A 26,701-nucleotide genomic window follows, 5' to 3' on the forward strand; every position below is an offset into this window, starting at 1 on the left:
TGTCTGACCGACGGACGGTTGCGTTGCCCTGGGTGGTTGGCATGAAATGTGAATCAGTTCACGATTAAGATTCCGCTAACAAACTATTCAGGTGCCTGTCCGAATTTCCGGCAGGCACCCAAAGGGGGGCGACGTGCACGTGCTCATCACCGGCGGTGCGGGCTTCATCGGCTCGCATCTGGCTGAACTCCACCTCGCCCGCGGCGACAAGGTCCACGTCGTCGACGACCTGTCAACCGGCTCGCTGGACAACGTCGGCCCATTCCTGGCCGAGCCGAACTTCCGCTTCGACGAAGCCGACATGCTGGTCTGGCCGCAGCTCGAGCGCGCCGCGGCCTGGGCCGACCGCATCTACCACCTGGCGGCGGTGGTCGGCGTCTATCGCGTGCTGGCCGAGCCGACCAAGGTGCTGGCGGTCAACATCGCCGCCTGCGAGCGGCTGCTGCGCGCCGTGCATTGCTCCGGCTGGAAGCCGCAGGTGGTGCTGGCCTCCAGCTCCGAGGTCTACGGCCACAACGAGGAGGACATCCTGGAGGAAACCCAGGACCTGGTCGTCAGCACCCGCGTCGGCACGCGCTGGAACTACTCGGTCAGCAAGATCGCCGACGAGGCGCTGGGCCTGTCCTACGCGCGCCGCTTCGGCATTCCGACCGTGGTGTCGCGCTTCTTCAACACCGTCGGGCCGCGCCAGAGCGGCCGCTACGGCATGGTGATCCCGCGCTTCGTCGAGCAGGCGGTGCGTGGCGAGCCGATCACCGTGTTCGGCAGCGGCGAGCAGACCCGCTCGTTCTGCGATGTGCGCGACACCGTGGTGGCGCTGGACGCGCTGGCCGCGCATGCCGACACCGACGGCCTGGTGGTCAACGTCGGCAACGACCGCGAGATCTCGATGAACGCGCTGGCCGAACTGGTCCGCCAGCGCGCCGGCAGCCAGTCCGAGATCGTGCACGTGCCCTACAAGCAGGCCTATGGCGAGGACTTCGAGGACATCCGCCGCCGCCGTCCCAGCCTGGCCCGTCTGCGTGGGCTGACCGGTTTCCAGCATCGATTCACGCTCGAAAGGACCATCGACGACCTGATCGAGGCCAAGCGGGCCCAACTGGCAGAAACCGAGCATGGCAACCGCGCCCTGGTTCGTAATCAGTCCCAACACGCTGCTTAGCGTCATCGGCCTGCTGCGCGGGCCGGACAAGACGGTTCCCACGCCTGCGGAGGACTGGCGTCAGGCGGTGGTCGATGTGGTCATCCCGGCCTACAAGGAGGAGGACAACATCATCCATTGCCTCGCCTCGGTGGCGCGGCAGACGCTCAGGCCGCGGCAGATCATCGTCGTCGACGACGGCGGCGGCGATGCCACCTGTGACTACGCGCGGGCCTACGCGCGTGCGACGGGGCTCAACCTGGTGGTGATCGAGCGCCAGACCTCGATCGGCAAGACGCCGACGATCAAGCGCCAGGCGCGCGAGTTCGACGCCGACGTCGAGTTCATCCTCGACGGCGACACCTTCCTGGAGTCGGAAAACTACATCGAGCGCTGCGTGCAGGAGCTCTACCAAGGCGTCGGCATCGCCAGCGCCTGCGGCACCATCCTGCCGATGCGCCTGAAGGACCGCCGCAGGCTGGCGCAGACGCCGGAGTTCCGGCAGTTCCTCGGCGACGCCGAGTTCGACGACCCGCAGGCCAGGCGCGGCCCGCTGCACATGGCCTGGTGGTGGCTGACCAACCTCTACCGCGAGTGCCTGTACCTGTTCCTGCAGCGCTTCGTGTACATGGGCCAGATGGTGTTCTTCGGCAGCATCACCAACCCGGTGGGCTGCGCGGTGGCCTACCGGCGCAAATACATCAAAGACCTGTTCGACCGCTACGAGCCGATCTTCGGCGACGACCTGACCAACTCCGAGGACATCTTCATCGGCTTCGCCCTGCTCAACGAGGGCTACCGCAACATCCAGCTGCAGGACGTCATCGCCCGCACCGAGGAGCCGGAGGCGACCCGGCTGCCACGCCAGATTTACCTGTGGTCGTCCTCGTTCCTGCAGAGCTGCTACTACTTCGACAGCCTGCTGCGCAGCCCGTTCAAGGCGTTCGCCCGCTGGCGCAAGCGCCGCGCCGACGAGAAGGCGCGCGTGCACGAGCTGCGCAAGGTCCAGGAGCAGTACCGGCAGGCCTTCGGCGAAAAGATCACCCAGCAGTATGGCCGCCCGATCGGCTGGGTGCTGTTCATGTCGGCGTTCGAGAAGGTGGGCTTTCCGACCGCGCTGATCATCATGCTGATCCTGCAGCTGTGGGAGCCGCTGGTGGTGACGATGCTGGCCGAGATGATCCTGGCCCTGAGCATTCTCGTGTATGTCTCCAGGGGCGAGCGCATCAAGGCATTCTTCAAGGGCCTGCTGATCACGCCCGTCCGCTACGTGATGCTCGTGTTCGACGCCTTCACCATCGGCCGCTTCGCGACCGACCTGTGGATCACCGGGAACCGGCAATGGCGAAAGTGACCTCCAGACTGCCCGTCCGCTCCCTGCTCGCACTGGCCATCGCGGCCTCGGTGCAGGCCACCGCCGTGCACGCCGCCGAAGTGCCGCAGGCGGTGATCGCCGCCGAGATGCGCGGCGATTGGGCGGCTGCCGCCGCGGCGCTGCGCGAAGCACTGGCGCAGGATCCGGCCGATGCCGCGCTCTGGCGCCGTCTCGCCGAAATCGAAGCCCGGCGTGGCGAGCGTGACGCCGCCGCCGAGGCGCTCGGCCGGGTCGCTGCGCTGCTGCCCGGTGATACCGAGGCGCAGGCGAACCACTCCAGCGCGCTGGCCGTTGCCGACCGTCCTCACGATGCGCTGGAAGCGATCGACCGCGCCGTGACGCTGGCACCGGACAACATCGACTACCTGATCGCCCGCGCCCAACTCGCCAACTGGGTCGGCCGGATCGACCTTGCCCACGCCAGCCTGGAACGTGCCTTGGCGCTGGGCGGCGAGCGCGTCGAACTGTTCGACGACATCGCCCGCCAGCACGCCTGGCGCGGCGAGCTCGACAGCGCGATCGAGTGGATGGACCGCTATCTGGCGTCGTTTCCGGACGACCGCCTGGCGCGGTTGGACCGCGTGCGCTTCTTCGTCTGGCGCGGCGACTATCCGGCCGCGATGGCCGCCCTCGACGCCATCGAGGACGGGCAGGGAGCCGATGCCGAGTCGCAGGCGCTGCGCGCCAGCGTGCTGGCCTGGGCCGGGCGCCGCCACGAGGCGCTGGCGCTGAATACGCCGCTACTCGATGCCGCGCCCGACGACTACGCGCTCAACTACACCCAGGCGGTGGCGTTGCGGCAGGGGATGATCCCGGCAGCGGCGCGTCCGCACGTCCACAAGGTGCTCGCCCAGCGCCCCGGGGCGCGCGAGGCGCAGGTGTTGGCGCGCGTCAGCGACCTGCGCGAGGGTTCGCGCGCCGCACTGCGAATCGATGCCTTCGAGGACAGCGATGACATCCGCACGCTCATCTACGGCGTCGATGGCGAATTGGTGCTCAGCGACCGCCTGCGCCTGCTGGTCGATCTCGGCGAACGTCGCGTGCGCGCTTCGATCCTCGGCCCGTTCGCGCCGGACGCTGGCGGCCACGAGGTGCGTGAGCGCCGCGGCCGGGTCGGGCTGCGCTACGCGCTCGACGACGACCATGCCGTCACCGCTCGCGTCGGCAGCTCCGACCTGGCCAATGGCAGCAACACCGGCCTGTTCGCGCTGAGCCTCGAAGGTCAGCCGAGCGACACATTCGCGTATCTGGTCGGTCTGGAGCGCGACCGCGTCGCCACCTCGCCCAAGGCGCTCGGCCGCGGCATCGTCCGCGAGGGGGCCACCGCGCAAGTGCGGCTCACGCCGAACCTGCGCGACACCTTCGATGTCACCTTGCGCTACGACGACTACAGCGACGGCAACGACCGCAGCCACCTCGGCCTGGCCTGGCGCCGCGCCATGGTGCGCGCCGAGAACTACCAGCTCGATCTCGGCCTGTCCGGCGAGTGGCTGCATTTCCGCCGCGACCCCGGCAACGGCTACTACGCGCCGGACAATTACCGCCGCATCGGTCTCACCGGCGGCGTGTACTGGCCGCTGAGCGAAGAGCGCGGCCTCAGCCTGCAGTTGGGTCTCGGCGTGCAACGCGACGAGAACTTCGCCAGCTGGAAGCGCGCCGCCGATGTCGCCGTCGAGTACACCCACGGCATCACCACCGATTGGCAGCTGAAACTGCGCGGCGGCTACAGCGAGCGCGTGCAGAACACCGGTGCCTTCGAGGGCGGCAGCCTCGGGCTGACGATCGAACGCCGCTTCTGACGCGGTGCGAGCGGCCACGCGCGCGCCCGGTCTCGGACGGCTGGTGCACGCCCGGTTCCGGGCGGGAACCCGCGGGCGCCCTTCTCACACGGCCTCCCGGTTTGAGTACACTCGCCCAACCCCATTTGCCTCACGAGCGGCCGCCGGGTGAGCACGACCGACCTCAGCGCTGTGTCCCCGCCCAGTGGCGGGACCGATCCCTTGCTGGGACGTGCACTCTCGGACGAGGAGCTGCGGCTGTTCGCCGCTGCGGCGCGCCGTCAGCCGGTGACCGCCGGCGAGGTGCTGTTCCGCCGTGGCGAGGCCGGTCAGAGCATGTTCGTGATCGAGTCGGGCCAGATCCGGCTCGAGTTCGGTGACGGTCTGGCCGATCGCGTCCTCGGTCCCAGTGAATACTTCGGCGAGCTGGCCGTCTTCATCGGCCAGCATTCGCGCATGGCCGGTGCCGTGGCCGAGACCGGCGGCGTGGTCCACGTCGTCGACCAGGCCGCCTTCGAGCGCCTGCTGGGCGAGCAGCCCGGCCTGCTGGCGCGCTTCATGCGCCGTTCGTTCGCCTACCTGGTCGCCAGCGAGACCCAGCTCATCCTCGGCCTGCGCCGCCGCAACGAGGACCTGATGCAGACCCTCGACTCGCTGCGCCAGACCCGCACCGAGCTCAGCATCGCCCAGCAGCTGGTGCGCACCGACGAGCTCACCGGTCTGGTCAACCGCCGCGGCCTGTACCGCTACATCGACGAGTTGGACTGCGAGGCGCTGGCCGAGCAGCACCTGGCCCTGCTGCTGATCGACCTGGACGACTTCAAGCGCATCAACGACCGCAACGGCCACCTCGCCGGCGACAGCGCGCTGCGCGCCGTCGCCGAGGAAGTGCGCCGTGCGGCCGGCCCGATGGAGCTGCCCTGCCGCCTGGGCGGCGACGAGTTCGCCCTGCTGGCCCACGTCTCCGATGCCGGCGACCTGGCCAACCGGGCGATCCGGCTGGTCGCCGCGGTGCGTTCGCTGCGGCTGCCGATCCTGCGCGAGCCGCTGCGGCTGAGCGTGAGCATCGGCGCCTGCTTCTGCCCGCCGGGCGAAGACTGGTCCAGCTGGTACAGCCGCGCCGACGCGCTGCTCTACCAGGCCAAGGTGGAAGGCGGCGACGGCTGGCGGCTGGGCGATTGAGGCCGGCGGCGACCGCCGGGCCGACGGCTTTGCGTTAGTGTTTGCTCAGGAACCTGACCAGGCCGCCCGTGGACGCCACCCATACCGCCGCTGCCGCGTCGCCCGTCGTGTCGCAGATCCGCACCCTGCTGCTGTGCGACCTGACCGAGTCCACCCGGCTGGTCGAGCAGGTCGGCGACCGGCGCGCCGCCGAGTTGATGCGCCGGCACGATCAGCTCGTCCGCCACCTCCTGCAGCAGCACGCCGGCCGCGAGATCGACAAGTCCGACGGCTTCCTCGCGCTGTTCGAGCATCCCGTCCAGGCGGTCGCCTTCGCCCTCGACTACCAGCGCGAGCTGCGCGCCCTCGGCAATGCCGAGGGCTGGCCGCTCAGCGCCCGGGTCGGCATCCACGTCGGCGACGTGCTGCTGTGGGAGAACACACCCGGGGAGATCGCCCGTGGCGCCAAGCCGGTCAATGTCGAGGGCCTGGCCAAGCCGGTCGCCGCCCGGCTCATGCAGCTCGCGCTGCCGGGACAGATCCTGCTGTCGGGCGTCGCCTACTCGCTGGCCTCGCGCGCCGGTGGGCAGGCGTTGCCGGAGCGGGTGAGTTGGTGCACCCATGGCCGCTACCGCTTCAAGGGCGTGCCTGCGCCGATGCTGGTGCACGAGGTCGGCGAACCCGGCTTCGCCCCGCTGCGCGCGCCCGTCTCCGGCGACAAGGCCTGGCGCGACGTGCCGCTGTGGCGCCGTCCCGCCGTGCTCGGCGCGCAGCTGCTCGGCCTGTCGGCCGTCGCCGCCATCGTTGCCATGGCCACCCTGCGCACGCCCGATGCCATCGCCTTCCGCGAGCGCGACTGGGTGGTGGTCGGCAGCCTGAACAACCTCACCGGCGATCCGCGCTTCGATGGCACGCTGGAAACCGCCCTGCGCATCAGCCTGGAGCAGAGCCGGCACGTCAACGTGCTGCCGAACCTGCGCGTGCGCGATGCGCTGCAGCGCATGGGCCAGGCGCCGGACAGTCCCGTCGACCGGGACAGCGGCAGCGAAGTCGCCCTGCGCGAGGGCGCCCGCGCCCTGCTCCTGCCGACCGTCGCCGAAGTCGGTGGCCGCCTGCGGGTCAGCCTGGAGTTGGTCGATCCCAACACCCAGCGGACGGTGCATGTGGAATCCGCCGACGGTGCCGGCATCGAATCGGCACTGCGGTCGCTGGGGGTGGTCGGTGACCGTCTGCGCGAGCGCCTGGGGGAGGCCGTCAAGTCGATCGAGCAAAGCAGCGCGCCGCTCGAGAAAGCGACATCGCCCAGCCTGGATGCGCTGCGGGCCTACACGCTCGCCACCCAGGCGTTTTCGGTCGCCAGCCTGGATGAGGCCCACCTGCACCTGCAGCATGCGCTCATGCTCGATCCGGAATTCGCGATCGCCCACGCCGCGATGGCGCGCTATCACCTGGCCGGCGCCAGATACGCGCTGGCACTGCAATCCTTGCAGCGCGCGGTGAGCCTGGAGCACCGGCTGAGCGAGCGCGAGAAGCTGCATGTCAACGCGCTGACCGCCATGGTCAGTCACCAGCGCGACTACCCCGAGAAATGGCGAGTGCTGGCGGACATGTACCCAGACCACCACGCCGCCGCGCACAACTACGCGATGGCGATGTGGTACGAGGGGCGATTCGATGAGGGCCTTGCCTACGCCACGCGGGCGGCGGTCCCGCAGAGCATCACCCGCGCCAGCTCGACATACCTGCAGGGAATCCACGCGCTTGGCCTCGATCGGTTCGAAGCGGCGCGCGCACACTTCCAGGAGGCCAGGAGCCTGGGGCTCTCCCCCTCCCAGAACCAAATGGCTTCCGCAGTGCATGCCGCGGAGCGGAATTTCGCGGAGGCGCTGCGGGTGCTCGGTGCGGTGCCGAGCCGGGATCCGGGCGAGCAGCTCGTGCGCAGTCAGTTACTCCTCGCCATGATCGTCGACCAGGGCCGGTGGGCGGAGGCGCGGAGCCTGGCCGACGACATCCACCGGCAAGCCCTCGACCTGGCCGAGGGCCCCACGCGCTGGATCGCGCTGGGCGCGCATCTGGCCGGCTATCGATTCGATGCGCAGATCAAGGCCCGGGCGGGCGATGTCTTCGCACAGGTCCTGCCCGCGCTCCATGCCGAGCACCCTGTCGATCGCGAGCGGGCGGCCAGCCTGCTGCTGTATTGCGGACTCCTGGGCGCCGATGCCGGCGACATCGGGTTCGCCCGGCGCGCGATCGATGCGGTCGGGGGCATCCCGGTGGCGTCGCCGCAATCCACCTTGTCCGACCTCGTCCGGATTGTGGAGTCGCAAGTGGCCAACACCGAGGGCCGCCATGACGACGCGCTGGCGTTGCTCCAGCCGGTACTGGCTGGCGGCCATGGACCGCTTTGGGCGTATCGGGCGGCGATGGACGCCCACGCGGGGCTGGGCAATCACGAGAACGCGTATCGCGAAGCCACGCGGCTGGCCGGCCATCGGGGTCGCGCCTACGCGGAGTTCACCGGCAACATGCTGATGCAGGCCGAGAACGTCCTGCAATCCAACCTGGCCTTGCTGCGCGCCGCGGAGATCGCACACGACATGGGTCGCCCCGACGACGCCAGGCGGCATTTGGCCGCGTTCGAGCGCGCCTGGCCGGAGCCGGTCCCGGACCCGCAGCTCCGGGACCGGGTCGAGGCGCTGTCGCAGCGTCTCAGTCGGCAGAAACCTTGAAGATGACGAAACTCATCCCGTCCTGCGACGTCATCTGCTCGTGCAGCGCGCGCCGGGCGTCCTTGAGGGCCTGCTTGTCGGGCAGGTTCTCGCCATGCAGGCACGACCATGCGCCGTCCTCGAGGCTGGTGTCGGCAGCATCGGCATAACCCACGGATGCGAGCGCGGCCCGCGGGTCGCGGCGGAACATCTCGCGGAAGGCATCGTCCTCGGACAGGCGGTCCAGGAGGCGGTCGGCGATGTCGGGCGGCAGTTTGTGGCTCACGGTGGTCTCCCCAGTGCGTGGTTTTCCCGCGCGGGCAGTCTAGACGATCGCGCTGGCGCGGAACGCAGCCCTGGCCTGCCGGCACGCCGTTCTGGTGGGCGCTCGGCACCGCGCGGCCGGCACCGGTCCCGGACGCATCCTGCCCGCCGCGGCGCGCCCGGGGCTTCGCCACGGCATCCGGGCAAGCCACTGTCCGCAGCGACTGCTCCACGGCGCCAGTCCATGGCTTGCCGGGCAGCGGTTCCCCGACAGGCTGCTAGTCTTGGCCACTGCCGTTGCCCGGGCTTCCCCATGCGTATCCGCCGTTGCCGTCATCTCTTTATCGAACCCAGGGAAACGCTCGAGTTCGATCTCGACGTGCTGCTGGCCGGCGGCGACGGGCTGGCGAGCACTCGCCGCTGGGTCGCGCTGGCGCCGCACCTGGATGCGGAAGTGGACGTGGACGCCACCGCGCTGGCCGTGCTGGGCGACTGCGACGTGCACGCCTGGCGCCAATGCGATGCCTTGCTGGCGCGCCATCCGCGCGAGGCGATCGAGCGATTGCTGGCGTAGGGGCTGCTGATCGGCGACCACGCCGGGCACGCGGCCCTGCGCGAGCGCGAGCAGGCGTTGCGCGACAGCCATTGGTGGTCGCCGGCGGCGGTGGCGTGGTCGTTCGCACGGTGGCAGGCGGTGGACACCGACGGCAGCGGGAGCAGCGGCGACGCTGCGCCGCGCAGCACGCAGGACCTGATCGGCAGGTTCGGCCAGCCACCGGCGGCGGTCGTCGAGCGGGGCGCGCCGGCGCAGCGGTTGGCCCTGCGGCCGCCGTCGCATTCGCCGCTGGGCGAGCTGCTCGCGCGTCGCCTGACCTGTCGCAACTTCGATGCGCGATCGGTGCTGCCGCAGGCCGACTTCGCGACGGTGATGCACCGGGTGTTCGCCGCGCACGGTCAGCACGAGCTGGCACCGGGCGCGGTCGCGCTGAAGAAGACCAGCCCCTCGGGCGGCGGCCTGCATCCGCTGGAAGCCTATGTGCTGGTGCAGCGGGTCGAGGGCCTGGCGCCGGGCCTGTACCACTACCACTGCGTCGATCACGCGCTGGAACCGCTCGGCGGGCTGGCGGACGATGCGGCGGCGGCGCTGGCGCGCGAGTTCGTGGCCGGGCAGGCGTGGTTCGCCGATGCACCGGTGCTGCTGGCGATGACGGCGCGTTTCTGGCGGCATCAATGGAAGTACCGCAACCACGCCAAGGCCTATCGTGTGCTGCACCTGGAAGCCGGCCACTTCTCGCAGACATTGTTCCTCGCCGCCGCCGAGCTGGGGCTGGGGGCCTACGTCACCGCGGCGATCAACGAACGCGCGATCGAGCGCGCGTTCGGCCTCGATGGGCTGCAGGACGGCCCACTGGCGGTGTGCGGCTTCGGTCCGCGCGCGGCGCGGATGGCGACCTTCGAGCTGGACCCGGCACGGGCGGTGTGGGCGGACGGAGTGCGTTGAGCGCTGTCGCGTTGCGGTTCCGCGCGACGACGCGGCATGCGGGCTGGACGTGGCGGACGCGCCCCTGCTGTGCAGTCGCCTTGGACCGGGTCAGCCGCGCCTGCGGCGGCGCAGTCGCTGCAGCAGCGTCGGTGCGCTGCGCTCGCCGAACAGGCGGGCACCGACGCCGCCGAACTTCAGGCCGACCCTGCTGACGCGCTCGTCGTCCAGTTCGCGCACCACCAGCACGGCCTGGCCGAGTGTCAGGCTGTCGCCGATCTGGGGTTGGCCGTCGAAGCGTTCGGCGAACAGCTCGGCGGCGCTGCGGGCGGCGTAGCGGGTGGGGATCGACAGCCCGTAGAAGGCGGCCAGCTCGCCCAGCGGCACGTCGCCGGGGAGGCTGAAGGCGCCGAACACCTCGCGCTCGGCCTCGCGCGCCTCCTGCGGTTCGGCGAACAGCCAGTCCAGCCGCATCACCCGGCCGGGCGGCGCAAGAAAGTAGGCGTAGTCGCGCGGTTGCAGGGCGCCGGCCTCGGCGGGCATCAGGATCCGGCCCCCGCGCACCACCATCGCCGGCCGCACCCAGGCCGGCAGCCTGCCGCCGCGGAGGATGGCGCTGTCCTCGGCGACGCGGTAGCCGACCATCTCGTATTCGAGCTGGCCGGGCAGGTCGAGCTCGACGCGGCGCATCGGCGGATCGCGGCGCGGCAGCGCGACGTGCAGGCGGGCGGCGGCCAAGCGCAGGCTCCAGCCCTGCACCAGCAGTGAGGCGATCACCACCACGAAGGCGACGTTGAAGTACACCGCCGCATTGGGCAGTTGCAGCAGCATCGGGATCGAGGCGAGGAAGATGCCGACCGCGCCGCGCAGGCCAACCCAGGCGATGAAGGCGGTCTCGCCGCGACGGAAGCCGAACGGCAGCAGGCACAGCCACACCGCCAGCGGCCGCGCCACCAGCATCAGGAAGGCGGCCACGCCCAGCGCCGGCCACAGCACGGCGAGCAGTTCGGACGGCGTCACCAGCAGGCCGAGCACCAGGAACATCACCATCTGCGCCAGCCAGGTGGCGGCGTCCTGCACGGCGACCACGTTGGCATAGGCCCGTACCGGACGGTTGCCGACCACCAGCCCGGCCAGATAGACGGCGAGGAAGCCGCTGCCGCCGAGCAGGTTGGTGAAGGCGAACACCGCCACCGCGCCGGCCATCGCCAGCACCGGGTGCAGGCCGGCCGGCAGCAGCAGCCGGTTGAGCGCGGCGCCGATCGCCAGCCCGCCGAGTCCGCCGAGCAGCGTGCCCAGTCCCGCTTGCAGGGCGAGCTGACGCAGGAAGTCGAGCGCGCTGGCCGCGCCCTCGCTGGCCAGCCAGCCGGTGAGCAGCACGGTCAGGAACACCGCCACCGGGTCGTTGCTGCCGGACTCGACCTCCAGCGTGGCGCCGACCCGGCGCTGCAGGTGCAGGCCGCCGGCGCGCAGCAGGAAGAACACCGCCGCCGCGTCGGTGGAGGCGACGATGGCGCCGATCAGCAGGCCCTCGACCCAGTGCAGGTCGAGCAGCCACATCGCCGCACCGCCGGTGAGCGCAGCGGTGAGGACGACCCCGAGGGTGGCCAGCACGCCGGCCGGTGCCAGTGCGCCGCGCACGTCGGCCACCCGCGTGCGCAGGCCGCCGTCGAACAGGATGATGGCCAGCGCCAGCGAGCCGAGCAGGTAGGTGGTGCGGTAGTCGTCGAAGGCGATGCCGCCCGGCCCGTCCTCGCCCAGCAGCATGCCCAGCACCAGGAACACCAGCAGCAAGGGCGCGCCGAAGCGGCGCGCCAGCAGCGACGAGCCGATGCCGGCCAGCACCAGCACGGCGGCGGCAAGCAGCTGGAGGTTGCTGAACTGCAGGCTTTCCACGGTCATCCGTTACGGTGGGGATGCAGCGATGATAGCCCGCGCGCACGACCACCCCGCCGCAGCGACGCGGAGTGGAGCGCTGGGACGTGTCCGGCCCCGTCGGGCGGTGCCGCCCGACGGGGCGCCCGCTCAGGGCGCGTAGGTCTTGCCGTCGAGGTCGCGGAAGTGCTGCGTGCTGACGGTCTCGGGTGGCGGACGCGACAGCGGACGGCCGGCGCGCACGTAGTCGATCAGCGCTTGCGCGTAGTCGAAGAAGGTGTCCTCGCGGCGCTCGGCCGGGATCAGGGCGAGATCGTCGTAGCCGTCCTTGCCCGAGGCCAGGTAGTCGCTGGTGACGATGCGATAGGTGGCGGCCGGATCGAGCGGTTGCCAAGCGCCGTCGCGCAGCACCTCCATGTCGACCAGCCGTCCCTGCTCGCGGGTGCGGGTCAGGTCCACGCGCCAGCGCAGGCCGGCGGCATACGGGTAGCTGCCGGTGTTGGCGCCGAGGTTGCCGAGGAAGAACTCGATCGCACCTTCCAGCGCCTGCTTGAGTTCGGCGCCGGTCATCGTGAGCCGCACCAGGGTGTTCTTGAACGGCAGCACCGTGTAGGCGGTACCGACGGTGAACGCGCCGGCGCTGACGCCGTCGCGCACGCCGCCGCCGTTCTGCAGCGCGATGTCGGCGCCGCCGTAGCGCCGGGCCTGGTCGAGGAAGGCGTGCGCGACCAGGTTCTGGATGTGGCCGCCCTGGGCGTCGGTGGCCTCGGCGCAGCCGGGCGTGCCGTCGCGGCTGCGGTCGTGCGAACCCGGTGCGCGGCGCAGGCACAGCCGTTCCGGCACCTGCCCGAGCACTTCGCCGGCGAACTCCTGCACCTTGCCGGTGTAGAAATCGAGCACCTGCTGCGCGGCCGGATCGGGCGTCACGATGCTCAGCTCGGGGGCGGCCGCGATCGACCGCAGCAGACGAGCGCGGCGTGCGTCGTCGACCGGCGCGCCGGACTGGCGAAAGTCGTCGCCGAGCAGCAGGTGCGGGCGGCCGCCGCAGCGGCGCACCCGGCCGTCGGCATCGAAGTCCACCTCCAGCTCGCCGACCACCCAGCTGTACTGCCAGGCCTGCACCACGCAGACCGGGTCGCCGTCGGCGTTGGGCACGACGGTCGGATAGGGGCCGTCCACGCTCAGCCCGTACTCGCGCAGCGCGTCGCCGAGCAGGCTGTGCGAATCGCCGCCGACGATCACGTCGACGCCGGACAGCGCATGCGCCAGCGCGATGTCGTTGCGGTAGCCGATGTGGGTGAGCAGGACGACGACGTCGACGCCGTCGGCGCGCAGCGCATCGATCTCGCGCTGCGCGCTGCGCGTCTCGTCGTCGAAGACGATGCCCGGGCCGGGCGCGGACGAGCTGATCGTCTTGTCCACCGCGGTGATGCCGACGATGCCGATGCGGCGGCCGCCGCGCTCGACCACCACGCTTGGCCGCACCTGCTCGTCGCTGCGGCGCAGCGCCAGCGGCGAGGCGCCGACCTTCGGCCTGACATTGGCCGACAGCACCGGTGTTTCGCAGTCCCAGGCCGGCGAGGCGAGGTGGTCGAGGAAGCGGCGCAGGCCGGCGTCGCCGGCGTCGAACTCGTGGTTGCCGAGCACGAAGGCGTCGAAGCAGGCCTGGTTCATCAGGTCGGCGTCGGCCTGGCCCTGGAACAGGGTGAAGTAGAGGTCGCCGGCGACCGCGTCGCCGGCGTGCAGCACCAACGTGTCGTCACCGCGCAGCGCCTGCAGCTTGGCGACCACACGCGGGAAGCCGCCGAAGCTCAGCTGCACCTCCTCGCCGTCCAGCCGCAGGCTCTGGCCGGGATCCGGGGCGATGCGTGAGTGATGGTCGTTGACATGCAGCACGCGCAGGCCGAACCCCTGCGCGGAAGGCATCGGGGGCGCACTGGCGCAGCCGGACAGGGCGAGTGCGACGGCGAGGGCAGGAACGAACGGACGCATGGACGGACGGCACGGACGGAGAAGTGCGGACCGCAAGGGTACGCCATGCGCGCGACATCTGCCCGCGCATGGTGGGCGCGCCGCGTCGAGGTTGACCCTGTCCGGCCCGGCGCCTACACTGCCGCCCGCCCGATGTCGGGCGCAGACACCGTTCGCCTACACCTGCGATGGACGTTCCCAGTCGATCTAAAACCGCCACCGAGACCATGGACGCCGCGCGTCGTGGGCGCTTCGGGTACGTCGTCGACCGGCTGAATCGCTGAGTCGCCGTCTCCCCGCGCGCCATGCGCGCCGTGTCCGGGAGACGACGACATGATCCACAACAACAACAACGACACGCTCGCCGAGCTGCGCGCCCTGGCGCAGCCGGGCGATGCCGCCTTCGATATCGCCCTCGCCGCCGAGGCGGTGAGCCGGTGCCTCGACCGCGGTGATACGGCCTCGGTCCAGGCCTGGTTCGAGGACCTGCAGGCGGCCGACATCGCCGACATCCTGGCCGAGCTCGACCAGCCGCATGCCGCTCTCGCCCTGTCGCTGATCCCGCTGGAGGAACGCGCGGTGGTGTTCGGCTACCTGCCGAAGGCGCGCCAGGCCGAGCTGGTGGCCACGCTGCGTCGACGCGAGATCGTCGAGCTGTTCCACGAGATGTCGGCCGACGAGCGCGCCGACCTGTTCAACGCCCTGCCCGAGCACGAGCAGGAGCGCGTGCTGCCGGCGCTGGCGCAGGCCGAGCGCGAGGACATCCGCAGGCTCTCGTCCTATGCCGAAGGCACGGCCGGCGCGGTGATGACCTCCGAGTACGCCACGCTCGGCGCCGACCTCACCGCACGCGAGGCGGTCGAGGAGCTGCGCCGCGTCGCGCCGGACAAGGAGACCATCTACGATGCCTACATCGTCGATGGCGATCGGCGGCTGGTCGGCGTGGTCTCGCTGCGCGACCTGATCGTGGCGCCACCGACCGCGCGCGTCGCCGAGATCATGGAAACCGACGTGGTCTACGCGCGGGTCGACGACAGCCGCAAGTCGGCCGCCGAGAAGATCGCCCGCTACGACCTCACGGCACTGCCGGTCATCAACGGCGGCGACCGGCTGGTCGGCATCATCACCGCCGACGACGCCATGGACGTGGCCGAGGCGGAGAGCACCGACAGCTTCCACAAGGTCGGCACGGTCGGGCCGCTCGGCGCCAGCCTGCGCGACGCCAGCACCTGGCTGCTGTTCCAGAAGCGCGTGTTCTGGCTGGTGGTGCTGGTGTTCGGCAACATCTTCTCCGGCGCCGGCATCGCGTTCTTCGAGGACACTATTGCCTCGCACATCGCGCTAGTGTTCTTCCTGCCGCTGCTGATCGACTCCGGCGGCAACGCCGGCTCGCAGTCGGCGACGCTGATGGTGCGCGCGCTGGCCACCGGCGACGTGCAGATGCGCGACTGGGGACGGATGCTCGGCCGCGAGATCGGCGTCGCCCTGCTGCTGGGACTGGTGATGGCGGTGGCGGTGTCGGTGCTGGGCGTGATCCGCGGCGGTCCGCAAATCGCCATGGTCGTCTCGTTGACGATGATCTGCGTGGTGCTGGTCGGCAGCCTGATCGGCATGTCGCTGCCGTTCGTGCTGAGCCGACTGAAGTTCGATCCGGCCACTGCCTCGGCACCGCTGATCACCACGATCGCCGATGCCGCCGGCGTGCTGATCTACTTCGCCATCGCCTCGATGCTGCTGCCCGAGCTGGCGGCGATGTCCGACGCCGCGGGTTGAATCCCGCGGCCTCCCGCGCGCTACGGAGGACATCGGCATGGATCCGATCCATTTCATGGAGCTGGCCGCGCGCCTGGGCGTCGGCCTGGTGCTGGGCGCCCTGATCGGCCTGGAGCGGCAGTGGCGACAGCGCATGGCGGGGCTGCGCACCAACGCGCTGGTCGCGCTCGGCGCGGCGGCATTCACCGCGTTCTCGATGCTCGTGCCCGAGGAGGTCAGCCCGACCCGTGTGGCCGCACAGGTGGTGTCGGGAATCGGCTTCCTTGGCGCCGGCGTGATCCTGCGTGAGGGCGTGAATGTGCGCGGGCTCAACACGGCCGCCACGCTGTGGTGCGCGGCGGCCGTCGGCGTGCTGGCAGGCGCCGGCTACCCGGCGCCGGCGGCATTGATTGCCCTGCTGGTGGTGGCGGCCAACACCGCGTTGCGCCCGCTGGCCCATGCCATCGGACGGCGCGGCGGCAACGAGACCGAAATCGAGCACAGCCTGCATTACCGCTTGCTGATCGAGTGCGACGAGGGCGTCGAGCTGCATGTACGGGCATTGGTGCTGCAGGCGCTCAGCGCAGGTGCGTTGCGCCTGCAGCGCCTGGCCAGCGATGAACTCGACGGCCATACGCCACGGGTGCGGCTGCAGGCAGACCTGGTCGCGCTGGTTCGCGCCGATGATGCGCTGGAGCAGGCGGTGCGCCGCTTCGGTCTGGAGCCGGGCGTGCGCGCCATCGCGTGGCATCGCGACAGCGGCGATCCGAGCTGAGCGTGCGGATCGTCGGCACGGCCTGCCGTCGGCCGCCGGCATTTCATTTGTTCACCCGTCCCTTTCCGGCCGACGCCGCGCGTCGAGCCTGCGGAGCAATACGATGAAGAAGAGTTTCCTGATCGCGGCGCTGGGCGCCGCCTGCCTTCCCGCCACCGCGCTGCATGCGGCCGGCGGCCACCACGCCGTGGACGACGCCGCGCTGCTGGCGCCCGGACAGTGCCATGTCGAGAGTTGGTACGCGCGCGGCGGTGGCGAGAGGCGGCTGCATGTGGCGCCAGCCTGCCGGCGCGGGCCGGTCGAGTGGGCGCTGGCGCTGGAACGCGGCTTCGGCGACGGCGACACCCTCGGCCTGCAGGCCAAGGGTCTGTTCACCGCCGAGGCGGCGCCGCTGGCCCTGGGCTGGAGCCTGGGCGTCGAGCGCGGCCACGACGGCCCACGCGAGGAGGCGCTGCGGCTCAATCTGCCGGCGACGCTCGCGCTCGGCGAGCGCCTGGCCGCGCATCTCAACCTCGGCCGGCGCTGGCAGCGTCATGGCAGGGGCGCGTGGACCGCGGGCGCGGCGCTGGAGGCGGAGCTGGGTGGCGGCTTCTCGGCGGTGGCCGAGCGCTGGCGCGAAGGCCGCGGGCAGCATGCGCGCCAGGTCGGCCTGCGCTGGACCACGCCCGGTGACGGGCTCGACCTCGACCTCGGCCACGCGCATGGCCACGGTGATGACGGCTGGCGCGGCTGGACGCTGGGCGCGACCTGGCGTTTCGGTGGCTGAAGCTCAGGCGGCATCGACCTTGGCGGCGTCCTGCGCGCGCAGCCAGGCCACGAAGTCGGCGATCGGCATCGGCGGGGCGAAGTAATGGCCCTGACCGTAGTCGACCCCGAGCGCGTGCAGGCGGTCGCGCTGGGCCTGGTTCTCGATGCCCTCGGCGACGACCCGCGCATCGACTGCGCGGGCGATCTGCACGATCTCCGGGATCAGGCTGGCGCGGATCGCCGACTCTTCCATCTCATGCACGAAGCTGCGGTCGATCTTCAGGTAGTCCGGGCACAGCTGCCGTACCAGGGCCAGGCTCGAGTAGCCGGTGCCGAAGTCGTCGATGCTGAGGCCGAACCCGGCCCGGGCCAGGTTGCGGGCCTGGGTGACGACGTCCGTGGGCAGGCTGTACTCGGTGAGCTCGAGCTCGATCTGGATGTCGCGTGCCCGCAGGGGGGCGGCGGCCTCGCCGAGGGTGGCGATGACGTGCTCGCCACTCAGACTGTCGGGGAGGACGTTGAGCGCGATGCGGAACGGCCCGCATGGCGGCAGGTGACGATCGGTCTCCGCCAGCGCCCGGCGGGCGACGCGCGAGTCCAGTTCCGGGCCGAGCCGCTGCCGCAGCACGGCCGGAATGACCTGCTCCGGGTACAGCAAGCGGTCGCCGTCCTGCAGCCGCATCAGCACCTCGCAGCCGACGGCACGGCCGCTGGCGAGGGCGACGATCGGCTGGTACACGCAGACGATCCGGTCGCCCCCGATCAGCTTGCGGACACGATGGTCGATCGAGTTCAGGCGGGTCAGCCAGGTGGTGACAGTGCCATGCGCGACCAGGCCGGCCAGGGTCGCGATCAGCACGATGGCCACCGCCAGTGTCGACTGCTGGCGCAACACATCGCCGAGGTGCCAGCGTGTGAAGAGCACGAAATCACCCATCCCCGCCCGCTGCTGCAGCGCGAACTGGCCGCGCCACCAGTGCGTTTCACGGACGACATCGGTGCTGGCCGGCACCGGCAGCCGGCGGACGGCGGCGGTGGCATCGGCCGCGGCAGGAAACAGGGGCTGCAGGCCGTCTTCGGTGTCCAGTGCGATCAGGGTGGCCGCGCCGTGCCGCAGCGCGGCCTCGGCCTGCGGAGCGAGGACGAGGTTGAAGCGGTCTCGCCGCAGGACGGTGGCGGTGACCGACCGCGGCTGGTCCTGGCCGAGGATCAGCGAGACGCCCGTGGAGTAGCCCAGGCCGCTGTGGGCGTAGTGGATGCGTGAGGTGCCGGCGCGCGGTTGCCCGAGCACATCATCCGTGGAGGTGCACAGCAGCAGGCCGTCGGCATCGAAGCTGCCGACTTCGCGGAAGAAGTGGGCGCCGAACAGCAGGCGGCGGATGGCTCGCTGCGAGGCCGGGCTGCAGTCCCAGAGCCGCTGCTCGTGCAGGCGGTCGAGCAGGATGTGCGCCTCCTGCGTGACTGCGTCCAGCAACTGCGCGGCGCGCGCCTGCAGTGCGGCGCGATCGTCGAACTCCCATCTCGCCAGCAGGCCGAGGCCGAGCAGCAGGATGGCGGCCGCCAGCGCCAGCCCGGCCAGCATCCCCCCTTGGACTGGCGACGGCCGGTCGGGTCCGGGGCGCGCGGGCGGCGGCGGGAGCTGGACCGGCATCGGTGGATGTCCGTAGCGGGTCTGGGGGTGCCGGTGGACGGCACGGCGTTGGCCTGACCTTACACCCTGCGGTCGGGTCCGTACCATGACCGCCACGACAGTTCGGTGACGGTGGCGCTCTCATCCCGCGGCCAGGGCGGCCCGTTGCGCCGTTCCTGCCATCGGGTCGCGATCCAGCCTGCGGTAGCCGATGGCCTCGGTCAGGTGCGCCGTGCGGATGGCCTCGCTGCCGGCGAGGTCGGCGATGGTTCGGGCCACGCGCAGGATGCGGTGGGTGGCGCGCGCGGACAGCCGCAGCGATTCCATCGCGCGTTCGAGCAGTCCCTGGTCGGCGGGGGTGAGGCGGCAATGCACCTCCGTCTCGCGCTGGCCGAGACGGGCATTGAGCTTGCCGGCGCGGGCCAGCTGGCGTTCGCGGGCGGCGACCACCCGCACCCGGACCGTGGCCGAGGCTTCGCCGCGCGGCGCGTCCGGGCGCAGTTCGCCGCGCGCCAGCCGCGGCACCTCCAGGTGGATGTCGATACGGTCGAGCAGCGGCCCGGAGAGCTTGCCGCGGTAGCGCTGTACCTGTTCGGGCGTGCAGCGGCAGCGGCCGCTGGGGTCGCCGGCCCAGCCGCAGGGGCAGGGGTTCATCGCTGCCACCAGCTGGAAGCGGGCCGGGAACTCCGCCTGCCGTGCCGCCCGCGAGATCGTCACCACACCCGATTCCAGCGGCTCGCGCAGCGATTCCAGCGTGCGCCGGTCCCACTCGGGCAGCTCGTCGAGGAACAGCACGCCGTGGTGGGCCAGCGAGATCTCGCCCGGCCGCGGCTCGGAGCCGCCGCCGACCAGCGCCACGGCACTGGCCGAATGATGCGGGTTGCGGAACGGGCGCTGGCGCCAGCGTGCCGGGTCGAAGCCGCGTCCGCTGACCGAGGCGATGGCGGCGGCCTCCAGCGCCTCCTCCTCGCTGGCCGGTGGCAGCAGGCCGGGCAGGCGCGAGGCGAGCAGGGTCTTGCCGCAGCCGGGCGGGCCGACCAGCAGCAGGTGGTGGCCACCGGCGGCGGCGATCTCCAGCGCGCGCCGGGCGGCGGCCTGGCCGCGCACGTCGGCGAGGTCGGCGGCGGCGATGCGGTCGTCGTCACCCGCTGGCGGGGCCGGTATCGCGGCGGTCAGCGGGCGGGTGCCGGTGAGATGGGCGCAGGCCTCCAGCAGGGTGCGCGCGCCGAACGCCTGTACACCGTTCACCAGTGCCGCTTCGCCGGCGTTGTCCTGCGGCAGCAGCAGGGCGCGGCCGGCGCGGGCGGCGGCCAGCGCGGCCGGCAGCACGCCGTCGACCGCGCGCAGTTCGCCGGTCAGGGCCAGTTCGCCGAGGCATTCGATCCCGGCCAGCGCCGCGGCCGGGATCAGTCCGCCGGCGGCGAGGATGCCGAGCGCGATCGGCAGGTCGAAGCGGCCGCCGTCCTTGGGCAGGTCGGCCGGCGCCAGATTGACGGTGATGCGACGCTGCGGGAATTCGAACTGGGCGCACTGGATGGCGGCGCGCACGCGGTCGCGGCTCTCGCGTACCGCCGCCTCGGGCAGGCCGACGATGGAGAACTGCGGCAGCCCGCCGGACAGGTGCACCTCGACCCGTACGGCCGGGGCGTGCACGCCGCTGCGGGCGCGGCTGTGGACCAGCGCCAGCGACATCACCACGGCGAGGTCAGTGGTTGGGACGGGACGTGGCGTCGAGCCGGGTTTCCAGCTCGGCCAGCGCGCGCTCCAGCGCGTCGAGCTTCTCGCGGGTACGCAGCAGCACGGCGCGCTGCACGTCGAACTCCTCGCGGGTGACCAGATCGAGCTTGCCCAGGCCGGCCTGCAGGGTGGCGCGGAAGTTCTGTTCCAGATCCTGGCCGGCCTCGCGCAGCCCGGGGGGCACCAGTTCGCTGAGGCGGCGGGCGAGGTCGTCGATGGCCTTGAGGTCGATCATGGCGGTATTCCCTTCGGCGCGGGAGCGACAGTCTCGCCCCTCCGCCCCGGGTGGTGCCGTCCGAGGGCGGCGCATCGTGGAGTCGGAATTCTCCTACATTTCCGGCCTGCGCCGCAGCGTGGCGTGGCCGCAGCGGCGAACTCGGGCAGAATTCCACCACGACAGACACGCGAGGACCGCCCCGATGAAGATGGTCATGGCCATCATCAAGCCCTTCAAGCTCGACGACGTGCGCGAGGCGCTGAGCGAAGCCGGCGTCAACGGCATCACCGTCACCGAGGTCAAGGGCTTCGGCCGCCAGAAGGGCCACACCGAGCTCTACCGCGGCGCCGAGTACGTGGTCGACTTCCTGCCCAAGATCAAGCTGGAGGTGGCGGTGACCGACGAGCAGGCCGAGCGTGTGGTCGAGGCGATCATGCAGGCTGCCGGTACCGGCAAGATCGGCGACGGCAAGATCTTCGTCTACGACCTGGAGCGGGCGGTGCGCATCCGCACCGGCGAGCTGGACGCCGACGCGCTGTGAGCCTGTCTGCGGGAGCCGCTGCCTTGCGGGAACGGCTTCGGCCGCGACCGGGGAAGCGACAGGCCCCGCACGCGGCGGGGCTGGTCGCGATGCGAGGCCGGCGCGGGCTCAGTCGCCGAGTGCCTCGGCCATGAACGGCGGTTGGGTGAGCGCGGCCTTGTGGATCTCGGCGCAGTAGTACTTGGTCTGGAACGACTTGCTGTGCGCGCCGCGCTCACGGAAGCTGGTCAGCTCGCCGCCGCCCTTGCGCGCCAGCGTGCAGCTCCACCAGCCGGTCGGATAGCACGGCTGCGGGAACGGCAGGGTGCGGAAAGTGGTGAAGCCGGCGGCCTTCATCGCGCTGCGCATGGCCTTGATCAGGCCGATCAGGGCCAGCGGCGACTCGCTCTGCTGCACCAGGATGCCGCCGGCGCGCAGCGCCTTGTAGCAGCTGGCGTAGAAGGCCTGGTTGAACAGCCCCTCGGCCGGGCCGACCGGGTCGGTGGAGTCGACGATGATCACGTCCACGCTCTCCGGCGGGCAGTTGCGCATGTAGGCGATGCCGTCGTCGAACAACAGCTCGGCGCGCGGGTCGCCGTTGGACTCGCACAGCTCCGGGAAATGCTTCTCGGCCATGCGCGTGACCTGTTCGTCGATGTCGCACTGGGTCACGCTCTCGACGTCCTTGTGCTTGAGCACCTCGCGCAGCGTGCCGCAGTCGCCGCCGCCGATGATGACCACGCGCTTGGGATTGGAGTGGGTGAACAGCGCCGGGTGCGACATCATCTCGTGATAGAGGAAGTTGTCGCGGCCGGTGAGCATGATGGCGCCGTCGATCACCATCAGGTTGCCCCAGTCGGTGGTCTCGTAGATCTCGATCTTCTGGAACGGCGACTGCACCTCGTCGAGCTTCCGTGTCACCCGGAAGCCGATCGACGAGCCGGTGTGCTCGAAGTTCTCGTGGTACCAGGTGGTTTCGGTGCTCATCGGGGGCGTCCGGCGTATCGAATCGGGGCGCGGATTGTAGCGGATGCGGGGTGGCGGCGCAGATGAAGGCCGCGCGCCCGCGCTGCGGGGGGTACAATGCGCGCCTTTCCCGAGCCTGCCCGGAGCCGCCGCCGATGAGCGACTGGTCCCTCGACCGCGCCCGCCGCACCTACGCCATCCCCCACTGGGGCGAGGGCTATTTCGACGTGGATGCGGCCGGTCGCATGGTGGTGCGGCCGCGCGGGCCGCAGGGGCCGTCGGTGGCGTTGCCCGAGGTGGTCGAGCGGGCGCTGGCGCAGGGGCTCAAGCTGCCCTTGCTGCTGCGCTTCACCGACATCCTCGGCGACCGCCTCGGCCGCCTGCAGGCGGCGTTCGCGCGGGCGATGGACGAGCTCGGCTACGCCGGCGGCTACACCGCGATCTATCCGATCAAGGTCAACCAGCACCGTAGCGTGGCCGGCGAGCTGGCCGCACGCGGCGGCGCAGCGTTCGGGCTGGAGGCCGGCTCCAAGCCGGAACTGATGGCGGTGCTGGCGCTGTCCAGGCCGGGCGGCGTGGTGATCTGCAACGGCTACAAGGACCGCGAGTACATCCGGCTGGCGCTGATCGGCCGCCGCCTGGGGCTGGAAACCTACATCGTCATCGAGAAGGCCTCGGAGCTTGCGCTGGTGATCGAGGAGTCGCGCGCGCTCGGGGTGACCCCGGGCCTGGGTGTGCGCATGCGGCTGGCCTCGCTCGGCGCCGGCAAGTGGCAGAACTCCGGCGGCGACAAGGCCAAGTTCGGCCTCTCGCCGCGCCAGCTGCTCGATCTGGTGGCGCAGCTCAAGGCGGCCGGGCTGGCGCAGAGCCTGTCGCTGCTGCACTTCCACATGGGCTCGCAGATCTCCAACCTGCGCGACATCGCCAACGGCATGCGCGAGGCCACCCGCTACCTGGTCGAGGTGTCGCGGCTGGGCTGCCCGATCCGCTACATGGACGTCGGCGGCGGCCTCGGCGTGGATTACGAAGGCACCCGCTCGCGCAGCTTCTGCTCGATCAACTACGGGCTGGACCAGTACGCCGCCACCATCGTGCAGCCGCTGGCCGAGGCCTGCGCCGCGCACGGGCTGACGCCGCCGCGCGTGCTCACCGAATCCGGCCGCGCGATGACCGCGCACCACGCGGTGCTGGTCGCCAACGTGTCCGAAGTCGAGCGCGCGCCGGAAGGCGCGGTGCCGCCGGTGGTCGCCGACGAGCCGCTGGCGATCCGCCACCTGCGCGAGATCCATGCTGCGCTCGACGAACGCCCGCCGGTCGAGCTGTTCCACGAAGCCCAGCACTACCAGGCCGAAGGCCAGGCGCTGTATGCCCAGGGCCAGATCGACCTCGCCCAGCGCGCCGCGCTCGATGACCTGTTCTACGCCATCGCCCAGGGCGTGCGCGCCCGCCTCAACTACGAGGAGAAGGGTCACCGCGCCGTACTCGACGAGCTCAACGAGCGGCTGGTCGACAAGTACTTCGTCAATTTCTCGGTGTTCGAGTCGATCCCGGACGTGTGGGCGATCGACCAGATCTTCCCGATCGCGCCGATCGCACGCCTGCACGAGCGACCCGACCGCCGCGGCGTGATCGCCGACCTCACCTGCGACTCCGACGGCCAGGTCGAGACCTACGTCGACGACGGCGGCCTGGACAGCTCGCTGCCGCTGCACAGCCCCCGGCCGGGTGAGAGCTACCGGCTCGGCTTCTTCATGGTCGGCGCCTACCAGGACACCCTGGGCGACATCCACAACCTGTTCGGCGACACCGATGCGGCCGACGTGCGGCTGACCGACGGCGGCTACGAGCTGGTCCGCTCCCGTCGTGGCGACACCTCTGACGTGATGCTCGACTACGTCGGCTACGACCTGGCGCGGCTGCGTGCCGCCTACCGCGACAAGATCGCCGCCGCCGGCTTTACCGGCGACCAGGCGGAAGCGCTGATGGCGGCGCTGGAGGCCGGCCTCACCGGCTACACCTACCTCGCCGACGAAGCGCAGGGCTGAGTCCGGCGCTCTTGCGGGAACGACGCAGCCGTCTGCCGAAGGCGAACGGCCTCGGCCGCGACCGGAACGCAACAGCGAGGATTCAGCCACGGATCTGCGCGGATAAGCGTGGATCGAGCCGATGCAAAGTCTTATCCGTGGCTATCCGCGTAGATCCGTGGCCAAAGACTGCCGCTGTTCCCGGGCATCCGGTCGCGGCTGTAGCCGCTCCGAAACTGCGCCGGCCTGAACGGCCGCTGGCCACCCGCGCTAGCATGGAGCAACCTTGCGGCAGCCGAAGGCATCCTTGCCGTCTCGATGCATCGCAAGGACGAGAGGCACGAATGCGGCTGACGCGATCCCCGCTGCTGCGACTGACCTGGAACGAGCTGCGTCGGCGCAAGGTGACGCGCGCCGCGGCCGTCTATGCGCTGGTGGCCTGGGTGATCCTGCAACTGGCCGAGATCACCTACGACCCGCTCGGTCTGCCCGGCTGGGCTCTGACCTGGACGGTGCTGGGCGCCGTGCTGGGCTTTCCGGTGGTGCTGGTGCTGGCGTGGTTCTTCGACGTCTCGTCGCGCGGCATCGTGCGCGAGCACGGTGTGGCCGGCGCCACCGGGCGGATGTTCGCATTGGTCGTGGTGCTGTTCACCGTGGCCGGCGTCGGCTGGTGGCTGTCGACCATCTACGGCACCGGCACCGGCGGGGACGATGCCCGCGCCGGCGTGCATTCGGACGCGCCGGCCAACGCCATCGCCGTGCTGCCGTTCGACGACATGAGCCCGCAGCGCGATCACCGCCACCTCGCCGACGGCATCGCCGAGGAACTGCTCGACCGCCTTGCCCGCATGCAGGGCCTGCGGGTGGCCGCGCGCACCTCGTCGTTCGCACTGCGCGACTTTGCCGGCGACGTCCGCGAGATCGGCCGTCTGCTCAACGTGCGTTGGGTGCTCGAAGGCTCGGTGCGCAAGGCCGAAGGGCGGGTGCGCATCACCGCCCAGCTGATCGACGCCGCCGATGGCTACCACGTCTGGTCGGAGACCTACGACCGGCCCGACCAGGATCTGTTCGCACTGCAGGACGAGGTGACCGAGGCCATCGCCGGCCAATTGGCGCGCCGGGTGGGCGGCATCGCCGGTCAGGCCGCCGGCGAGATGAGCACGCGCAGTCCCGAGGCGCTGGAGCTGTACCTGCAGGGCCGGCTGGCCTGGCGCCAGCGCACGCCGGCCTCGCTGGAGCAGGCCGAGACGCTGTTCCAGCAGGCGGTGGCGCGTGATCCGGAGTTCGCCCATGCCTGGGCGGGCCTGGCCGACACCTACCTGCTGCAGGCCGACTACGGCATCCGCCCGCTGGACGAGGCCATCGTGCTGGCCGAGCCGGCGGCGGTGCGCGCGGTCACCCTGCGGCCGCAGCTCGGCGAGGCTTGGGCGACGCTGGGGCTGTTGCGGTCGAGCGCCGGCCAGCGCGAAGCCGGCAAGCGCAGCCTGGAGGAAGCCATGCGGCTGGATCCGCGCTACGAGATGGCGCCGATGTGGCTGGCTGCCATCTATGGCCGCGAGGGCCGGCTCGACCGCCAGCGCGAGGTACTCGAGCGCGCCGTCGAGCTCAACCCGCTCGAGCCGGTGATCAACAGCAACTACGCCAACCTGCTGGCCGGACTGGGCGAGGTGGCGGCGGCGCGCGACGTGCTCGACCGGGTGCTGGCGATCACGCCCGACGACCCATTGCTGTTGCGCTCGCTGGCGCAGATCGAGCTCAATGCCGGCCGGCTGGCGCGCGCGCTGGAACTGGCCCGGCGCGCCCACGCGGTCGATGCCCGGGCGCCGGCGAGCGTCGCCCTGCTGGTGGAGGTGCTGGCGGCGCTCGAAGACTTCGCTGCCGCCGAGACGCTGGCGCGCCAGTTGCCCGAGCGCAATCCGTTGCGGCCCGTGCTGCTGCAATCGCTGGGCCTGCGGCGAGGCGAGAGCACGGTGCAGCCGGCGCTGGCCGAGCGGGCGCAGGCCCTGCTCGGCTCCGGCGAAGTACTGACCGATCGCGATCGCGACGCGATGCTGATGGTGGCACTGGCGTGGATGCGTGGCGGCGATCCGGCCGGCGCAGCGGCGCTGCTGCGTGCCGTGGTCGGCGAGCCCGAGCGTGTACGTGAAGAAGCGGCGCTGCTCGACGCCGCCAGCGTGCTGGTCCGTGCGCTGCAGCTCGCCGACGAACCTGACGAGGCGGCGCGCTACGACCGTGTGCTGGGCGAAGTGGCCGGCCCTTGGCTGGCGCAGGCCGGCCAATCCGCGACGATCGAGTACGCGCGCGCGCTGCTGGCGCTGCACGACAACGACCGCGCCGGCGCGCTGGCGCAACTGCAACGCGCCTACGACGCCGGCTTCCGTCAGCGCTGGCTGCTCGACCACGACCCGCGGCTGGACGTCCTGCGCGACGCGCCCGAGCTCGCCAGGCTCAGCCGGCGCATCGGCGACGAGCTGGCCGGCTTGCGACAGTCGCTGGCCGCGCGTTGACGCCGCAGGCGTTCGACCTTGGCCTAAACTGATGCGCCGCGCGGCGATCCGCGCCGCCGCCATCCCTGCAGGA

Annotated in this window: 19 protein-coding genes and 1 pseudogene; 13 read left to right on the forward strand and 7 right to left on the reverse strand. The window is 71.2% G+C overall.

The window, feature by feature from the left end:
• Positions 1 to 133: 133 nt before the first annotated feature.
• The 5 genes from HNQ58_RS10245 (at position 134) to HNQ58_RS10265 (ending at position 8,184) form a co-directional block, all read left to right on the forward strand.
• Positions 134 to 1,162 carry an NAD-dependent epimerase/dehydratase family protein gene (locus tag HNQ58_RS10245; RefSeq protein WP_183948830.1) on the forward strand — a complete coding sequence of 343 codons (1,029 nt, stop codon included), beginning with the start codon at positions 134 to 136 and terminating at the stop codon, positions 1,160 to 1,162.
• Positions 1,116 to 2,495, forward strand: a complete 1,380-nt coding sequence (locus HNQ58_RS10250; RefSeq protein WP_183948831.1) for a glycosyltransferase — start codon at positions 1,116 to 1,118, stop codon at positions 2,493 to 2,495. Before HNQ58_RS10245 ends, HNQ58_RS10250 begins: the two co-directional genes overlap by 47 nt.
• Positions 2,483 to 4,315, forward strand: a complete 1,833-nt coding sequence (locus tag HNQ58_RS10255) for a tetratricopeptide repeat protein (protein ID WP_183948832.1) — start codon at positions 2,483 to 2,485, stop codon at positions 4,313 to 4,315. The genes HNQ58_RS10250 and HNQ58_RS10255 overlap by 13 nt, the downstream gene beginning before the upstream one ends.
• A gap of 201 nt (positions 4,316 to 4,516) precedes the next feature.
• Positions 4,517 to 5,476: a GGDEF domain-containing protein gene (locus HNQ58_RS10260; RefSeq protein WP_183948833.1), complete on the forward strand. Its 960-nt coding sequence runs from the start codon at positions 4,517 to 4,519 to the stop codon at positions 5,474 to 5,476.
• A gap of 68 nt (positions 5,477 to 5,544) precedes the next feature.
• Positions 5,545 to 8,184, forward strand: coding sequence for a putative peptide modification system cyclase (locus HNQ58_RS10265; RefSeq protein WP_183948834.1), 2,640 nt, complete (start codon positions 5,545 to 5,547; stop codon positions 8,182 to 8,184).
• Here HNQ58_RS10265 and HNQ58_RS10270 read toward each other — a convergent pair.
• A complete protein-coding gene (locus HNQ58_RS10270) occupies positions 8,165 to 8,449 on the reverse strand; it encodes an NHLP-related RiPP peptide (protein ID WP_183948835.1) in 285 nt (94 codons plus the stop codon). The genes HNQ58_RS10265 and HNQ58_RS10270 overlap by 20 nt on opposite strands.
• 291 nt (positions 8,450 to 8,740) lie before the next feature.
• On the opposite strand from HNQ58_RS10270, the gene HNQ58_RS13455 reads away from it, so the two are divergent.
• Together HNQ58_RS13455 and HNQ58_RS10275 are read left to right on the forward strand one after the other, a co-directional pair.
• Positions 8,741 to 9,001: a nitroreductase family protein gene (locus HNQ58_RS13455; RefSeq protein ID WP_246417296.1), complete on the forward strand. Its 261-nt coding sequence runs from the start codon at positions 8,741 to 8,743 to the stop codon at positions 8,999 to 9,001.
• Between the two features lie 9 nt (positions 9,002 to 9,010).
• Positions 9,011 to 9,928, forward strand: a complete 918-nt coding sequence (locus HNQ58_RS10275; protein ID WP_343057282.1) for a putative peptide maturation dehydrogenase — start codon at positions 9,011 to 9,013, stop codon at positions 9,926 to 9,928.
• A 90-nt stretch (positions 9,929 to 10,018) separates the two neighbouring features.
• Here the strand turns inward: HNQ58_RS10275 and HNQ58_RS10280 are convergent, their stop codons facing one another.
• Both HNQ58_RS10280 and HNQ58_RS10285 read right to left on the reverse strand, forming a co-directional pair.
• Complete coding sequence (locus HNQ58_RS10280) at positions 10,019 to 11,803, reverse strand: potassium/proton antiporter (protein ID WP_183948836.1); 1,785 nt, start codon at positions 11,801 to 11,803, stop codon at positions 10,019 to 10,021.
• Between the two features lie 129 nt (positions 11,804 to 11,932).
• On the reverse strand, positions 11,933 to 13,708 hold the full coding sequence (locus tag HNQ58_RS10285) for a bifunctional metallophosphatase/5'-nucleotidase (protein WP_221301254.1): 1,776 nt from the start codon (positions 13,706 to 13,708) through the stop codon (positions 11,933 to 11,935).
• 378 nt (positions 13,709 to 14,086) lie between these two features.
• On the opposite strand from HNQ58_RS10285, the gene mgtE reads away from it, so the two are divergent.
• From mgtE to HNQ58_RS10300, 3 genes are all read left to right on the forward strand, one after another.
• Complete coding sequence (gene mgtE, locus HNQ58_RS10290; RefSeq protein WP_183948838.1) at positions 14,087 to 15,526, forward strand: magnesium transporter; 1,440 nt, start codon at positions 14,087 to 14,089, stop codon at positions 15,524 to 15,526.
• A 37-nt stretch (positions 15,527 to 15,563) separates the two neighbouring features.
• The gene (locus tag HNQ58_RS10295) at positions 15,564 to 16,280 is read left to right on the forward strand and encodes an MgtC/SapB family protein (protein ID WP_221301255.1); all 717 of its coding nucleotides are present in this window, start codon (positions 15,564 to 15,566) and stop codon (positions 16,278 to 16,280) included.
• A gap of 103 nt (positions 16,281 to 16,383) precedes the next feature.
• The gene (locus tag HNQ58_RS10300) at positions 16,384 to 17,046 is read left to right on the forward strand and encodes a hypothetical protein (protein WP_183948839.1); all 663 of its coding nucleotides are present in this window, start codon (positions 16,384 to 16,386) and stop codon (positions 17,044 to 17,046) included.
• A 3-nt stretch (positions 17,047 to 17,049) separates the two neighbouring features.
• On the opposite strand, the gene HNQ58_RS10305 is transcribed toward HNQ58_RS10300, so the two are convergent.
• From HNQ58_RS10305 to ubiK, 3 genes and pseudogenes are all read right to left on the reverse strand, one after another.
• Positions 17,050 to 18,609, reverse strand: coding sequence for an EAL domain-containing protein (locus tag HNQ58_RS10305; RefSeq protein WP_183948840.1), 1,560 nt, complete (start codon positions 18,607 to 18,609; stop codon positions 17,050 to 17,052).
• A 189-nt stretch (positions 18,610 to 18,798) separates the two neighbouring features.
• Positions 18,799 to 20,349, reverse strand: a complete 1,551-nt coding sequence (locus tag HNQ58_RS10310; protein WP_183948870.1) for a YifB family Mg chelatase-like AAA ATPase — start codon at positions 20,347 to 20,349, stop codon at positions 18,799 to 18,801.
• A pseudogene (gene ubiK, locus HNQ58_RS10315) lies at positions 20,349 to 20,629 on the reverse strand (ubiquinone biosynthesis accessory factor UbiK). The gene HNQ58_RS10310 and the pseudogene ubiK overlap by 1 nt, the downstream one beginning before the upstream one ends.
• 184 nt (positions 20,630 to 20,813) lie before the next feature.
• Between ubiK and HNQ58_RS10320 the strand changes: the two are divergent.
• Positions 20,814 to 21,152 (forward strand): P-II family nitrogen regulator, encoded by a 339-nt coding sequence (locus HNQ58_RS10320; protein WP_183948842.1) that lies wholly within the window; start codon positions 20,814 to 20,816, stop codon positions 21,150 to 21,152.
• Between the two features lie 108 nt (positions 21,153 to 21,260).
• Here HNQ58_RS10320 and speE read toward each other — a convergent pair whose 3' ends face one another.
• Positions 21,261 to 22,118, reverse strand: a complete 858-nt coding sequence (speE, locus tag HNQ58_RS10325; protein ID WP_183948843.1) for a polyamine aminopropyltransferase — start codon at positions 22,116 to 22,118, stop codon at positions 21,261 to 21,263.
• A 134-nt stretch (positions 22,119 to 22,252) separates the two neighbouring features.
• Here speE and speA point away from each other — a divergent pair, with 134 nt between their 5' ends.
• Positions 22,253 to 24,142 (forward strand): arginine decarboxylase, encoded by a 1,890-nt coding sequence (gene speA / locus HNQ58_RS10330; RefSeq protein ID WP_183948844.1) that lies wholly within the window; start codon positions 22,253 to 22,255, stop codon positions 24,140 to 24,142.
• Positions 24,143 to 24,465: 323 nt separating this feature from the next.
• Entirely contained in the window at positions 24,466 to 26,628 is a 2,163-nt protein-coding gene (locus HNQ58_RS10335; protein ID WP_183948845.1) for a tetratricopeptide repeat protein, read from the forward strand.
• Positions 26,629 to 26,701: the final 73 nt, after the last annotated feature.

This window comes from Rehaibacterium terrae (assembly GCF_014202935.1).
GTDB lineage: Bacteria > Pseudomonadota > Gammaproteobacteria > Xanthomonadales > Xanthomonadaceae > Rehaibacterium > Rehaibacterium terrae.